Source organism: Micromonospora palomenae, from assembly GCF_007829925.1.
GTDB classification, from domain to species: domain Bacteria; phylum Actinomycetota; class Actinomycetes; order Mycobacteriales; family Micromonosporaceae; genus Micromonospora; species Micromonospora purpureochromogenes.
On the sequence record NZ_VIXA01000001.1, the window covers coordinates 2262860 to 2275356 of the forward strand.

A 12497-nucleotide genomic window follows, 5' to 3' on the forward strand; every position below is an offset into this window, starting at 1 on the left:
TCCATGCGATTCGACCAGCACACCCTCGTCCTCTTCAGCCGCCCGGCGGACGCGCCGGAGCTGCCCCGGGACGCGGCGGATCTGCTGCACGACACCCACCTGGCACACCAGGCGGGGCTGGTGGAGCAGGGACTCGTGCTCGCCGCCGGCCCGTTCGTGGACCCGGACGACCCGACCATGCGCGGTCTCGCGGTGCTGCCGATCAGCCCGGACGAGGCCCGCGAGCTGTACGCCAACGACCCGGCGGTGCGCGCCGGCCAACTCGTGGTGCGGGTGGCGAGCTGGCTGGTGCCGGAGGGCAACGTGCGCTACGAGAGCGTCAGCATGCCCCGCTCGATGCTGGAGGCCGCCGCCGGCGACTGACCCGCCGCCGAAAGAGTGCCGAGGCGCCGCCGGGAAGCAGGCCGCCGCCGCCGAGCGGAGGGTCAGTCCTCGGAGGCCGGTCGGCTGCTCGGCACGGTGGGCATCGGCCACTGCCCGGTGCGCACCGCCATCGGCGCGTCGAGCTGGTGGTCGCCCCAGACGTACGTCTCGGGCAGCAGGTCGGCGACGGGCACCGGGCGTAGCGCGTCCATCGGCCCGACGATCACCTTGATCGACGGGAAGTAGTCCAGCAGCACCTGGCGGCACCGGCCGCAGGGCGGGATGACGCCCCGCCCCCGGTCACCCACCGCGACGATGGCCTCCAGCTCGCCGGCCCCCTGGGTGGCGGCGGCGCCGATCGCGACCACCTCGGCACACGGGCCACCGGTGAAGTGGTAGACGTTGACGCCGGTGAAGACCCGGCCGTCGGCGGTCCGGGCCGCGGCGGCGACGGTGTGGTTGTCACTGCGGCAGCGCAGCTTGGCGACCGCGGTCGCCGCCTGCACCAGCGCGCGGTCGGTGTCCAGCATCGTCATGTCGCCGCCCCCGGATCGGTGTCGCTCGGCGGAAACTCTAGCCTGGCCGGCCCGCCGGCCCGGGCAGCGACGCCGACGGGGTGCGGTGGGGAGGTAACCCGGGGGCGCTCCGGCGGCGGGCTGCCTATCCTTGGCGACGACATGCAGAATCCAGCCGTACCCGCCGAGGCCGTCACCGTCCGCGACCTGCACCGTCGCGTCTCCTCGCTGATGTTCCGCGACCAGCGCCGTCTGCAGCGGCGGCTGGACGGCGCACGCAAGCTGCGGGAGCCCGAGCGGCGCGACGGCGCGCTCGCCGAGATCGCCGTGGACGTGGCCCGCGCCGAGGCGCGGCTGGCGGACCGGCGGGCCGCCGTGCCGGTGATCACCTATCCGGCGCAGTTGCCGGTCAGCGAGCGCCGGGACGACATCGCCGCCGCGATCCGCGACCACCAGGTGGTGATCGTGGCCGGCGAGACCGGCTCGGGCAAGACCACCCAGCTGCCCAAGATCTGCCTGGAGCTGGGGCGCGGGGTGCACGGCCTGATCGGGCACACCCAGCCCCGCCGGCTGGCCGCCCGGACGGTCGCCGACCGGATCGCCGAGGAACTCGGCACCGAGCTGGGCGACGTGGTCGGCTACAAGGTGCGCTTCAGCGACCAGGTGAGCGACCGCAGCCTGGTCAAGCTGATGACCGACGGCATCCTGCTCGCCGAGTTGCAGACCGACCGGATGCTGCGCCAGTACGACACGTTGATCATCGACGAGGCGCACGAGCGCAGCCTCAACATCGACTTCATCCTCGGGTACCTCCGGCAGCTCCTCCCCCGCCGCCCCGACCTCAAGGTGGTCATCACCTCGGCGACCATCGAGACGGACCGGTTCGCCCGGCACTTCGCCGATGCCGACGGCGAGCCGGCCCCGATCGTCGAGGTTTCCGGGCGGACGTACCCGGTGGAGGTGCGGTACCGGCCGCTGGTCGAGGTGAGCGACACCGAGGAGGACGAGGGCGACGACGAGGAGAACGTCCGCGACCAGGTCCAGGCGATCGGCGACGCGGTCGAGGAGCTGGCCGCCGAGGGGCCCGGCGACATCCTGGTCTTCCTCTCCGGCGAGCGGGAGATCCGGGACACCGCCGACGCGCTGGGCAAGCTGGTGGAGAAGAAACGGTCGCTGCTCGGCACCGAGATCCTCCCCCTGTACGCCCGGCTGTCGACCGCCGAGCAGCACCGGGTCTTCGCCCCGCACGCCGGGCGACGGGTGGTGCTGGCGACCAACGTCGCCGAGACGTCACTGACCGTCCCCGGCATCAAGTACGTGGTGGACCCGGGCACGGCCCGCATCTCCCGCTACTCCAGCCGGCTCAAGGTGCAGCGGCTGCCCATCGAGCCGGTCTCGCAGGCCTCGGCCAACCAGCGCAAGGGCCGCTGCGGGCGTACCTCGGACGGCATCTGCATCCGGCTCTACGACGAGCAGGACTTCCTCTCCCGGCCCGAGTTCACCGACCCGGAGATCCTGCGCACCAACCTCGCCTCGGTCATCCTCCAGATGACCTCGATCGGGCTCGGCGACATCGCCGCGTTCCCGTTCATCGACCCGCCGGACCGGCGCAACGTCACCGACGGCGTCAACCTGCTGCACGAGCTGGGCGCGCTCGACCCGACCGAGACCGACCCGGCGAAGCGGCTCACCCCGCTGGGCCGGCGGCTGGCCCAGCTGCCGGTCGACCCTCGGCTGGCCCGGATGGTGCTGGAGGGCGAGCGCAACGGCTGCGCCACCGAGGTGGTGGTGATCGCCGCGGCGCTCTCCATCCAGGACCCGCGCGAGCGGCCGGCCGAGAAGCAGGCGCAGGCCGACCAGGCGCACGCCCGGTTCGCCGACAAGGAGTCCGACTTCGTCGCCTTCCTCAACCTGTGGCGCTACCTGCGGGAGCAGCAGCGGACGCTGTCGTCGAGCGCGTTCCGCCGGATGTGCAAGGCGGAATACCTGAACTACCTGCGGGTCCGCGAGTGGCAGGACATCGTCAGCCAGTTGCGCCAGGTGCTGCGTACCCCGGATCAGGGCGGCGGCGGGCGTGGCCGGCGCGGCGCGGAACAGGCCCCGGCGGACGGCGGCCGGCGCGGCCCGACCGCGGACCTGCCGGAGGAGATCGACACCCCGAAGGTGCACCAGTCGCTGCTGCCCGGCCTGCTGTCCCACGTCGGGCTCAAGGACGCGCAGAAGCACGAGTACCTGGGGGCGCGCGGTGCGAAGTTCGCGATCTTCCCCGGCTCGGCGCTGTTCAAGAAGCCACCGCGCTGGGTGATGGCCGCCGAGCTGGTGGAGACCTCCCGGCTCTGGGGCCGGGTCGCCGGGCGGGTCGAGCCGGAGTGGGTCGAGCCGCTGGCGCAGCACCTGGTCAAGCGCAGCTACAGCGAGCCGCACTGGGAAAAGAAGCAGGCCGCGGTGATGGCCTACGAGAAGGTCACCCTGTACGGCATCCCGCTGGTCACCTCCCGCAAGGTCAACTTCGGCCGGATCGACCCGGCGCTGTCGCGGGAGCTGTTCATCCGGCACGCCCTGGTGGAGGGCGACTGGCAGACCCACCACGAGTTCTGGCGGGACAACCAGCGGCTGCTCACCGAGATCGAGGAGCTGGAGAACCGGGCCCGGCGGCGGGACATCCTGGTCGACGACGAGACGATCTTCCACTTCTACGACCAGCGCATCCCCGCCGACGTGGTCTCCGGCCGGCACTTCGACTCCTGGTGGAAGAAGACCCGCCGGGAGCAGCCGGAGCTGCTCACCTTCACCCGCGAGTTGCTCATCAACGCCGGCCGCGGCGGGGTGGACGAGGCCGACTACCCGGACGAGTGGCAGGCCGACGGGGTCACCCTGCCGCTGACCTACACCTTCGACCCGGGTACCCCGACCGACGGCGTGACCGTGGACATCCCGCTGCCGCTGCTCAACCAGGTGCCGGCGGAGACCTTCGACTGGCAGGTGCCGGGGCTGCGCGAGGAACTGGTCGTCGCGCTGATCCGGTCGCTGCCCAAGGCCGTCCGGCGCAACTTCGTCCCGGTGCCGGACTACGCCCGGGCGGCGCTGGCGGCGATGCCGGCGGGCGAGGAGCCGCTGCTGGACGCGCTGACCCGGCAGCTGCGCCGGATGACCGGCGTCACCGTGCCACGCGACGCCTGGGACGTCGACCGGCTGCCGGCCCACCTGCGGGTCAGCTTCCGGGTGCTCGACGAGGAGAACAAGCCGGTCGCCGAGGGCAAGGACCTGCCGACCCTGCAACGCCAGCTCCGCCAGGAGGTACGCCAGGTCGTGGCCGCCGCCGCGCCGGACGTGGCCCGGACGGGCCTCCGTGAGTGGAGCATCGACGATCTTCCTCGCACCATCGAGCAGGTCCGGGCCGGTTACGCGGTGACCGCGTACCCGGCGCTGGTCGACGAGGGCGCGACGGTCGGGGTGAAGGTGTTCGACTCCGAGGCCGAGCAGGCCGCGGCGCACTGGGCGGGCACCCGGCGGCTGCTGCGACTGACCGTGCCGTCGCCGGCGAAGTTCCTCCAGGGCCGGCTCTCCAACGAGGCGAAGCTGGCGCTCAGCCGCAACCCGCACGGCGGGGTGCAGGAGCTGATCGCCGACGCCGCCGGGGCCGCGATCGACAAGCTGATCGCCGACGCGGGCGGGCCGGCCTGGGACGCCGAGGGCTTCGCCGCGCTGCGCGAGCGGGTCCGTGCCGACCTGATCGACACCGTGGTCGACGTGATGGACCGGGTCCGCCGGGTCCTCGCCGCCGGGTACGCGGTGGAGCAGCGCCTCGGCGCGACCCGGAACCTGGCCGTGGTGGCCGCCCTGGCCGACATCCGCAACCAGCTCTCCGGGCTGGTGCACAAGGGGTTCGTCACCGAGGCCGGGTACGCGCGCCTGCCCGACCTGCTGCGCTACCTGACCGCGATCGAGCGGCGCCTGGACCGGCTGCCGGGCAACCCGCAGCGGGACAAGCAGCAGCAGGACCGGATCGCGGTGGTGCAGAAGGAGTACGCCGACATGCTCGCCGCACTGCCGCCGAGCCGGCGCAACTCGGCGGCGGTACGGCAGATCCGGTGGATGATCGAGGAGTTGCGGGTGAGCGTCTTCGCCCAGGCGCTCGGCACCCCGTACCCGGTGTCGGAGCAGCGGATCTACCGGGCGATGGACGACGCCGAGGGGCGCTGAGCCACTGAGCGGCGCACGGGGCGGCGCGATTGCCGGCGCTTCGTTATCGTCTGCGCGACCGGTCATCGGGCGACCGGCTTCGATCCCCAGGGTGCAGCGTGTCCATGGTCATCGTCTTCTACATCGTGGTTCTCGTGGCGAGCGCTGTGGCGCTGCTCGGTGTCGCCGTGACGTCGTTCGCCACCACGTCCGTGGTCGACCGGGTGCTCGCCGCGTTCTTCGCCGTCTGCGCAGCCGGCAACGCGTGGCACCTGATCGCCACCGGCGCGACCCGCGGGGTGGTCTTCGTCCCGGCGTTCTTCGTGCCGTTCTACGCCGGGTACAAGCTGTACCAGGGCTTCCGGCACCGGGAGAAGCGCCGCGCCGACCGTGACGCCGCAAAGCGGGCGTTGGTCGCCGCCGAGGAGTGGCGCGCTTCACGGCGCTGGTAGCGACCGCAGCCCGCGCCGGCGCGGGCTGATGGACGGGTGGTCAACCTGGGCGAGGCGGTCGTGCTGTTGCCTCCGCTGCGGCTGTGCCGGCCTGCGGACCGCCCATCCGGCCGGCCCTCGCCCGGCGGCTGAGCCGGCTCGCCGGTTACGGCAGCGGTTCCACCCCCGGCGGCAGCTCGTCGGCGGCGGTGGCGTCGTGCACGTAGTCGAGCAGTATCCGGCGCAGCTCCCGACCGGCGTGGGTGGGCACCACGTCCCGGCGGCGGGCCACCGCGATGGTCCGCCGTACGCCGGGCGGGGCGAGCCGGGTGACCCGGACGCCGGCCCGGCGGGCGACCACGATGCCGGGCACCAGGGCGATGCCCAGCCCGGCCTCGACGAAGCTGAGCACGGCGTCCATCTCGCCGCCGTCGACCGAGATGGTCGGTTCGAAGCCGGCCTCCCGGCAGGCCTGGATGGTGGCGTCGCGCAGGTCGTAGCCCTCGCGGAACATCACCAGGGGCTGGCCACGCAGGTCGGTGATGCGCAGCTGGCCGTTGTCCCGGGCGGCGGGCAGCGGGTCCACCGACGCGACGACGAGGCTCTCCCGCAGGATCGGATCGGCACGCAGCCCCGGGTCGGCGCCCTGGGCCGGCATGATGATCAGCGCCAGGTCGAGGTCGCCGCGCAGCAGGTCACGGACCAGGTCCTGGGAGCCGCCCTCCTCCACCCGCAGGTCCACGGTGGGGTGGGCGTCGCGGAACCGGCGCAGCACCGGCGGGGCGAGCGAGGTGGCCAGGCTGGGGGTGGCGCCGAGGCGGACCCGGCCCCGGCGCAGGCCGACCAGCTCCTGCACCTCGCGGGTGGCGGTGTCGACGTCGGCGAGGATCCGCTTGGCCAACGGCAGCAGCACCTCGCCGGCAGCGGTGAGGGCGATGTTGCCCCTTACCCGTTCGAAGAGCGGGGCCCCCAGGTCGGTCTCCAGGGCGTGAATTTGCTTACTCAGCGAGGGCTGGGTTATGCCGACGAGGTCGGCGGCTTGGGTGAAATGTCGTACTTCTGCGACCGCCACGAAGTACTTGAGCTGATGGAGCTGCATCTACATAGCTTATGGCTATCAAGACTGCGAGGTCGATGCATTGGACGACTGATCAAAGTCCTCCTAGCGTCGGTCAGGTGGTAATCACGAAAACTCGGTCGCCCATCCGCTCGAACGTCGGCCTGAAGGCCGTCATGGCGGTGACGGGCATCCTCCTGGTGCTCTTCCTCGTCGTGCACATGCTGGGGAACCTGAAGATCTTCACCGGCGAGACGTCGTTCGACCACTACGCGCACTGGCTGCGGGACATCGGCGCGCCGCTGCTGCCCCACACCTGGTACCTGTGGATCCAGCGCACCGTGCTCACGGTCGCCGTGGTGGCGCACATCGTGGCCGCCACCGTGCTGGCCCGGCGCGCCCGCGCCGCCCGCCCGGTGAAGTACGCCCACCGCAAGAAGATCCAGGGCAGCTACGCCGCCCGCACGATGCGCTGGGGTGGGGTGATCATCCTGCTCTTCGTGATCTACCACATCCTGGACCTGACCACCGGTCACCTGAACCCCCAGGGCGACGCCAGCAACCCGTACGGCAACGTGGTCGCGGACTTCGCGCCGGAGCGCTGGTACGTCACGCTCTTCTACACCCTGGCGATCGTCACCGTCGGCTTCCACCTGCGGCACGGCGCGTTCAGCGCCTTCCGCAGCCTCGGCCAGCAGACGCCGAAGGGCGAGCGGCGGGCGCGGGCCGCCGCGCTGGTCTTCGCCGTCGCGCTCTGCGCCGGCTACCTGGTGGTCCCGTTCGCCGTACTCACCGGATTGGTGTCCTGACCATGGATCTCTTCATCGAGGGCGACCCGATCGCCGACACCAAGGCACCCGAGGGCCCCGTCGAGAAGCGCTGGGAGACCCGCCGCTTCGAGGCCAAGCTGGTCAACCCGGCCAACCGCCGGAAGATGACCGTGATCGTGGTGGGCACCGGCCTGGCCGGCGGCTCCGCCGCGGCGACGCTGGCCGAGCAGGGCTACCGGGTCAAGTCCTACTGCTACCAGGACAGCCCGCGCCGGGCCCACTCGATCGCCGCGCAGGGCGGCATCAACGCCGCCAAGAACTACCGCAACGACGGCGACTCGGTGCACCGGCTCTTCTACGACACCGTCAAGGGCGGCGACTTCCGCTCCCGGGAGTCGAACGTGCACCGCCTCGCCGAGGTCTCGGTCAACATCATCGACCAGTGCGTGGCGCAGGGCGTGCCGTTCGCCCGTGAGTACGGCGGCCTGCTCGACACCCGCTCCTTCGGCGGCGCGCAGGTGCAGCGGACCTTCTACGCGCGGGGCCAGACGGGCCAGCAGCTGCTGCTCGGGGCGTACCAGGCGCTGGAGCGGCAGATCGGCCTGGGCAACGTGGAGATGAACGCCCGGCACGAGATGCTGGAGCTGGTCGTCGTCGACGGCAAGGCCCGGGGCATCGTCGTCCGGGACCTGGTCACCGGCGAGATCAGCACCGAGATGGCCGACGCGGTCGTGCTCGCCTCCGGCGGCTACGGCAACGTCTTCTACCTCTCCACCAACGCCAAGGGCTGCAACGTCACCGCCACCTGGCGGGCGCACCGCAAGGGCGCGTACTTCGCCAACCCCTGCTACACGCAGATCCACCCGACCTGCATCCCGGTCTCCGGCGACCACCAGTCGAAGCTGACCCTGATGAGCGAGTCGCTGCGCAACGACGGCCGGGTCTGGGTGCCGAAGGCCAAGGGCGACGACCGCGCGCCGCGGGACATCCCCGAGGACGAGCGCGACTACTACCTGGAGCGGATCTACCCCTCCTTCGGCAACCTGGTCCCCCGCGACATCGCCTCCCGCGCCGCGAAGAACGTCTGCGACGAGGGCCGGGGCGTCGGACCGACCAAGCTCGGCGTCTACCTCGACTTCGCCGACGCCATCAACCGGCTGGGCCGCAAGGCGATCGAGGCCAAGTACGGCAACCTCTTCGAGATGTACGAGCGGATCACCGGCGAGGACCCGTACGAGGTCCCGATGCGGATCTACCCCGCCGTGCACTACACGATGGGCGGCCTCTGGGTCGACTACGACCTCCAGTCGACCATCCCGGGTCTGTTCGTGATCGGTGAGGCGAACTTCTCCGACCACGGCGCGAACCGGCTCGGCGCCTCGGCGCTGATGCAGGGCCTGGCCGACGGCTACTTCGTGCTGCCCAGCACGATCGCCAACTACCTGGCTACCGGCTCGCTGGACAAGGTCGACGCCAGCCACCCCGAGGCGATCGCGGCCCGCCGCGACGTCGAGGACCGGATCACCCGGCTGCTGGCGGTCAACGGCGATCGGACCGTGGACTCGTTCCACCGGGAGCTGGGCCAGATCATGTGGGAGCACTGCGGCATGGAGCGCAGCGAGGCCGGGCTGCGCAAGGCCATCGACGAGATCCGCACGCTGCGGGACGAGTTCTGGCAGCGGGTGCGGGTGCCGGGCGACGGCGAGGGGCTCAACCAGTCGCTGGAGAAGGCCGGCCGGGTGGCCGACTTCTTCGAGCTGGCCGAGCTGATGTGCATCGACGCCCTGCACCGCGAGGAGTCCTGCGGCGGCCACTTCCGGGCCGAGCACCAGACCCCGGACGGCGAGGCGCAGCGCGACGACGACCGGTTCGCCTACGTGGCGGCCTGGGAGTACACCGGCACCGGTGAGCCGGTCGTGCTGCACAAGGAAGACCTGAAGTTCGAATACGTCCACCCCACGCAGCGGAGCTACAAGTGAACCTGACCCTGCGCATCTGGCGCCAGTCCGGCCCTGAGGACAAGGGTCGGATGGTGACCTACCAGGTCGACGACGTCTCCCCGGACATGTCGTTCCTGGAGATGCTCGACGTCCTCAACGAGCGGCTCATCCTCCAGGGCGAGGAGCCGGTCGCGTTCGACCACGACTGCCGCGAGGGCATCTGCGGCATGTGCGGTCTGATGATCAACGGCGACGCGCACGGGCCGCAGCGCGGCACCACCGCCTGCCAGCTGCACATGCGGCAGTTCTCCGACGGCGAGACGATCGACATCGAGCCGTGGCGGGCCCGCGCCTTCCCGGTCATCAAGGACCTGGTGGTCAACCGGAGCGCCTTCGACAAGATCATCGCCGCTGGCGGGTACATCACCGCCCCGACCGGCAGCGCGCCCGAGGCGCACTCCACCCCGGTGGCCAAGGCCAACGCGGACGCCGCCTTCGAGTCGGCCGCCTGCATCGGCTGCGGCGCCTGCGTGGCGGCCTGCCCCAACGGCTCCGGCATGCTCTTCACCGCCGCCAAGCTCACCCAGCTCTCGCTGCTGCCGCAGGGCCAGCCGGAGCGCTACACCCGGGTGATCGGCATGGTCGACGCGCACGACGAGGCCGGTTTCGGCGGCTGCACCAACGCCGGTGAGTGCACCGTGGTCTGCCCGAAGGGCATCCCGCTGAACACCATCGGCCGGCTCAACCGCGACTACCTGAAGGCCACCACCAAGGGCGCCGGCACCCCCGGCTCCTGACCGCCAGTTGCGCACCGACCGCCGCATCCCCGACCGGGGGTGCGGCGATCGGCGTTTTCCCGGCGGTACGGCGGGAAAACAGCGCTGGCGCCGGCCCGGGCGGCCCGCCGGTTCAAGCCGCCCACTCGGGGTAGCAGTCCCATGGACGGCACCGAGAGGGGACGACAGGCATGAAGGCACTGACCTGGCACGGCAAGCGTGACGTCCGGGTGGAGGAGGTACCCGACCCGCGGATCGAGGAGCCCACCGACGCGATCGTCCGGATCACCTCCACCGCGATCTGCGGCTCCGACCTGCACCTGTACGAGGTGCTCGGGCCGTACCTGAAGCCCGGCGACATCCTCGGGCACGAGCCGATGGGCATCGTCGAGGAGGTCGGCCCGGGCGTGACCCGGCTCAAGCCGGGCGACCGGGTCGTCGTCCCGTTCAACATCTCCTGCGGCGACTGCTGGATGTGCCGGCGGCAGCTCTACGCCCAGTGCGAGACCACCCAGGTCACCTCCGAGGGCAAGGGCGCGTCGCTGTTCGGCTACACCTCGCTCTACGGTGCCGTCCCCGGCGGCCAGGCCGAGTACCTGCGGGTCCCGTACGCCCAGTTCGGCCCGGTCAAGATCCCGGAGACCGGCGCGGACGAGCGCTACCTCTACCTCAGCGACATCCTGCCCACCGCCTGGCAGGCGGTGAAGTACGCCGACACCCCGCCCGGCGGCACCCTCGCCGTCTTCGGGCTGGGGCCGGTGGGCCAGTTCTGCGCCCGGATCGGCCGCCACCTGGGCGCCGAGCGGGTGATCGGGCTGGACCTGGTGCCGGAGCGGCTGGAGATGGCCCGCCGGCACGGCATCGAGACCCTCGACGTCAGCGAACTCGACGACGTGCCGACCACCCTGATCGACCTGGTTGACGGGCGCGGCCCGGACGCGGTAATCGACGCGGTCGGCATGGAGGCGCACGGCTCCACCGCGGGCAAGCTGGCCCAGACCGCGGCCGGGCTGCTGCCGGACAAGCTCGCCCAGACCATGACCGACAAGGTCGGCGTCGACCGGCTCGTGGTGCTCAAGGCCGCGCTCAAGGCGGTCCGCCGGGGCGGCACCGTCTCCATCTCCGGCGTCTACGGCGGCGAGGTGGACCCGCTGCCGCTGATGGAGATGTTCGACCGGGGCATCCAGCTGCGGATGGGGCAGTGCCACGTGCGCCGCTGGACCGACGAGATCATGCCGCTGCTCTCCGGCGACGACGACCCGCTGGGCGTGGAGGACCTGCGTACCCACCGGGTGCCGCTGGCGCGGGCGCCGCAGGCGTACGAGATGTTCCAGAAGAAGCAGGACGGCTGCGTCAAGGTCGTGCTCGCACCGTGAGCCGGGTGGTGGTGGTCACCGGGGCGACCAGCGGCATCGGCCGCGCGGCCGCCCGGGAGTTCGCCGGGCGCGGGGACCGGCTGGTCCTCGCCGCCCGCTCCCACGCCACCCTGGCCGAGGTGCGCCGCGAGTGCCACGACGCCGGCGCCGCCGAGGTACGCGAGGTGCCCACCGACGTGACCACCCCCGGCGCGCTGGACGCCCTGACGGAGGCGGCGCTGCGGGAGTTCGGCCGGATCGACGTCTGGGTGCACACCGCGGCGGTGATGGCGTACGGGCGCTTCGAGGAGATCCCGGCGGAGGTCTTCGACCAGGTGGTGCGGACCGACCTGCTCGCCTCCGCCGGGGTGGCCCGGGTCGCGCTGCGGCAGTTCAAGGCCGCCGGCGGCGGCACCCTGATCCTCACCGGCTCGGTGCTCGGGCACATCACCGCGCCCTACATGAGCGGCTACGTCACCAGCAAGTGGGGTTTGCACGGCCTGGTCCGGACGTTGCAGCAGGAGTCGCGGGACCTGCCCGGGGTGTGCGTCTGCCTGGTCACCCCCGGCAGCGTGGACACCCCGGTCTACCAGCAGGCCGCCAACTACCTGGGCCGGATGGGCCGACCGCCACTGCCGATCACCAGCCCGCAACGGGTCGCCCGGGCGATCGTGGACTGCGCCGACCGGCCCCGCCGGGAGATCTCGGTGGGCCGGGTCAACCTGATCATGCGGGTCGGCTTCACCGTGCTGCCCGGCGTCTACGACGCGCTGGTGGGGCCGCTGATGCGCTGGGGCGGGCTGACCGACCGCCAGGTGCCGCCGCACGACGGCGCGGTGTTCGCCCCCAACCCGGCGGGCGAGGCCCTCCGCGGCGGCTGGCTGCCCGACCTTCCCCGCCTGGCCCGGGCCGTGGGCGACACCGCCACCTCAGCGGTCACCGCCGGCGCCGCCGCCCTCCGCCGCCTCCGCTGACCACCCACCACCCCGTCCTCGCTCCACCCCCGCCCCACGTCCCCGGCCCCGCCGCGCCACCTTCTGGCCGCACTTTCGGAGAAAGCGTGGCTATGGCGCGCGGAATAGCCACGCTTTCTCCGAAAGTGCGTGGA

At 72.0% G+C, this 12497-nt stretch carries 10 protein-coding genes; 8 read left to right on the plus strand and 2 right to left on the minus strand.

Annotation, left to right across the window (positions count from 1 at the left end):
• The first annotated feature begins 3 nt into the window (after nt 1-3).
• Nucleotides 4-363, plus strand: coding sequence for a YciI family protein (locus tag FHX75_RS10250; RefSeq protein ID WP_154938399.1), 360 nt, complete (start codon nt 4-6; stop codon nt 361-363).
• A 62-nt stretch (nt 364-425) separates the two neighbouring features.
• Here the strand turns inward: FHX75_RS10250 and FHX75_RS10255 are convergent, their stop codons facing one another.
• Nucleotides 426-899: a cytidine deaminase family protein gene (locus tag FHX75_RS10255; protein ID WP_154938401.1), complete on the minus strand. Its 474-nt coding sequence runs from the start codon at nt 897-899 to the stop codon at nt 426-428.
• A 141-nt stretch (nt 900-1040) separates the two neighbouring features.
• On the opposite strand from FHX75_RS10255, the gene hrpA reads away from it, so the two are divergent.
• Nucleotides 1041-5081, plus strand: coding sequence for an ATP-dependent RNA helicase HrpA (gene hrpA, locus FHX75_RS10260; RefSeq protein WP_154938403.1), 4041 nt, complete (start codon nt 1041-1043; stop codon nt 5079-5081).
• 98 nt (nt 5082-5179) lie between these two features.
• Complete coding sequence (locus tag FHX75_RS10265; RefSeq protein ID WP_154938405.1) at nt 5180-5512, plus strand: hypothetical protein; 333 nt, start codon at nt 5180-5182, stop codon at nt 5510-5512.
• 145 nt (nt 5513-5657) lie between these two features.
• Here FHX75_RS10265 and FHX75_RS10270 read toward each other — a convergent pair whose 3' ends face one another.
• Complete coding sequence (locus tag FHX75_RS10270; protein WP_154938407.1) at nt 5658-6590, minus strand: LysR family transcriptional regulator; 933 nt, start codon at nt 6588-6590, stop codon at nt 5658-5660.
• Nucleotides 6591-6625: 35 nt separating this feature from the next.
• On the opposite strand from FHX75_RS10270, the gene FHX75_RS10275 reads away from it, so the two are divergent.
• The 5 genes from FHX75_RS10275 (at nt 6626) to FHX75_RS10295 (ending at nt 12363) form a co-directional block, all read left to right on the plus strand.
• Nucleotides 6626-7357 carry a succinate dehydrogenase cytochrome b subunit gene (locus FHX75_RS10275; protein ID WP_211364374.1) on the plus strand — a complete coding sequence of 244 codons (732 nt, stop codon included), beginning with the start codon at nt 6626-6628 and terminating at the stop codon, nt 7355-7357.
• Nucleotides 7358-7359: 2 nt separating this feature from the next.
• Nucleotides 7360-9297 (plus strand): fumarate reductase/succinate dehydrogenase flavoprotein subunit, encoded by a 1938-nt coding sequence (locus FHX75_RS10280; RefSeq protein WP_154938409.1) that lies wholly within the window; start codon nt 7360-7362, stop codon nt 9295-9297.
• Nucleotides 9294-10055, plus strand: coding sequence for a succinate dehydrogenase/fumarate reductase iron-sulfur subunit (locus FHX75_RS10285; RefSeq protein WP_154938411.1), 762 nt, complete (start codon nt 9294-9296; stop codon nt 10053-10055). The genes FHX75_RS10280 and FHX75_RS10285 overlap by 4 nt, the downstream gene beginning before the upstream one ends.
• A gap of 170 nt (nt 10056-10225) precedes the next feature.
• Nucleotides 10226-11410 (plus strand): zinc-dependent alcohol dehydrogenase, encoded by a 1185-nt coding sequence (locus FHX75_RS10290; protein ID WP_154938413.1) that lies wholly within the window; start codon nt 10226-10228, stop codon nt 11408-11410.
• A complete protein-coding gene (locus FHX75_RS10295; protein ID WP_154938415.1) occupies nt 11407-12363 on the plus strand; it encodes an SDR family NAD(P)-dependent oxidoreductase in 957 nt (318 codons plus the stop codon). The genes FHX75_RS10290 and FHX75_RS10295 overlap by 4 nt, the downstream gene beginning before the upstream one ends.
• The last annotated feature ends 134 nt before the right edge of the window (nt 12364-12497 follow it).

Bases quoted from the DNA above. Each gene is read 5' to 3' on its own strand.
- FHX75_RS10275 (WP_211364374.1), top strand. From the start codon at position 6,626: ATGCATTGGACGACTGATCAAAGTCCTCCTAGCGTCGGTCAGGTGGTA.
- FHX75_RS10290 (WP_154938413.1), top strand. From the start codon at position 10,226: ATGAAGGCACTGACCTGGCACGGCAAGCGTGACGTCCGGGTGGAGGAG.
- FHX75_RS10280 (WP_154938409.1), top strand. From the start codon at position 7,360: ATGGATCTCTTCATCGAGGGCGACCCGATCGCCGACACCAAGGCACCC.
- FHX75_RS10250 (WP_154938399.1), top strand. From the start codon at position 4: ATGCGATTCGACCAGCACACCCTCGTCCTCTTCAGCCGCCCGGCGGAC.
- FHX75_RS10270 (WP_154938407.1), bottom strand. From the start codon at position 6,590: ATGCAGCTCCATCAGCTCAAGTACTTCGTGGCGGTCGCAGAAGTACGA.
- FHX75_RS10255 (WP_154938401.1), bottom strand. From the start codon at position 899: ATGACGATGCTGGACACCGACCGCGCGCTGGTGCAGGCGGCGACCGCG.
- hrpA (WP_154938403.1), top strand. From the start codon at position 1,041: ATGCAGAATCCAGCCGTACCCGCCGAGGCCGTCACCGTCCGCGACCTG.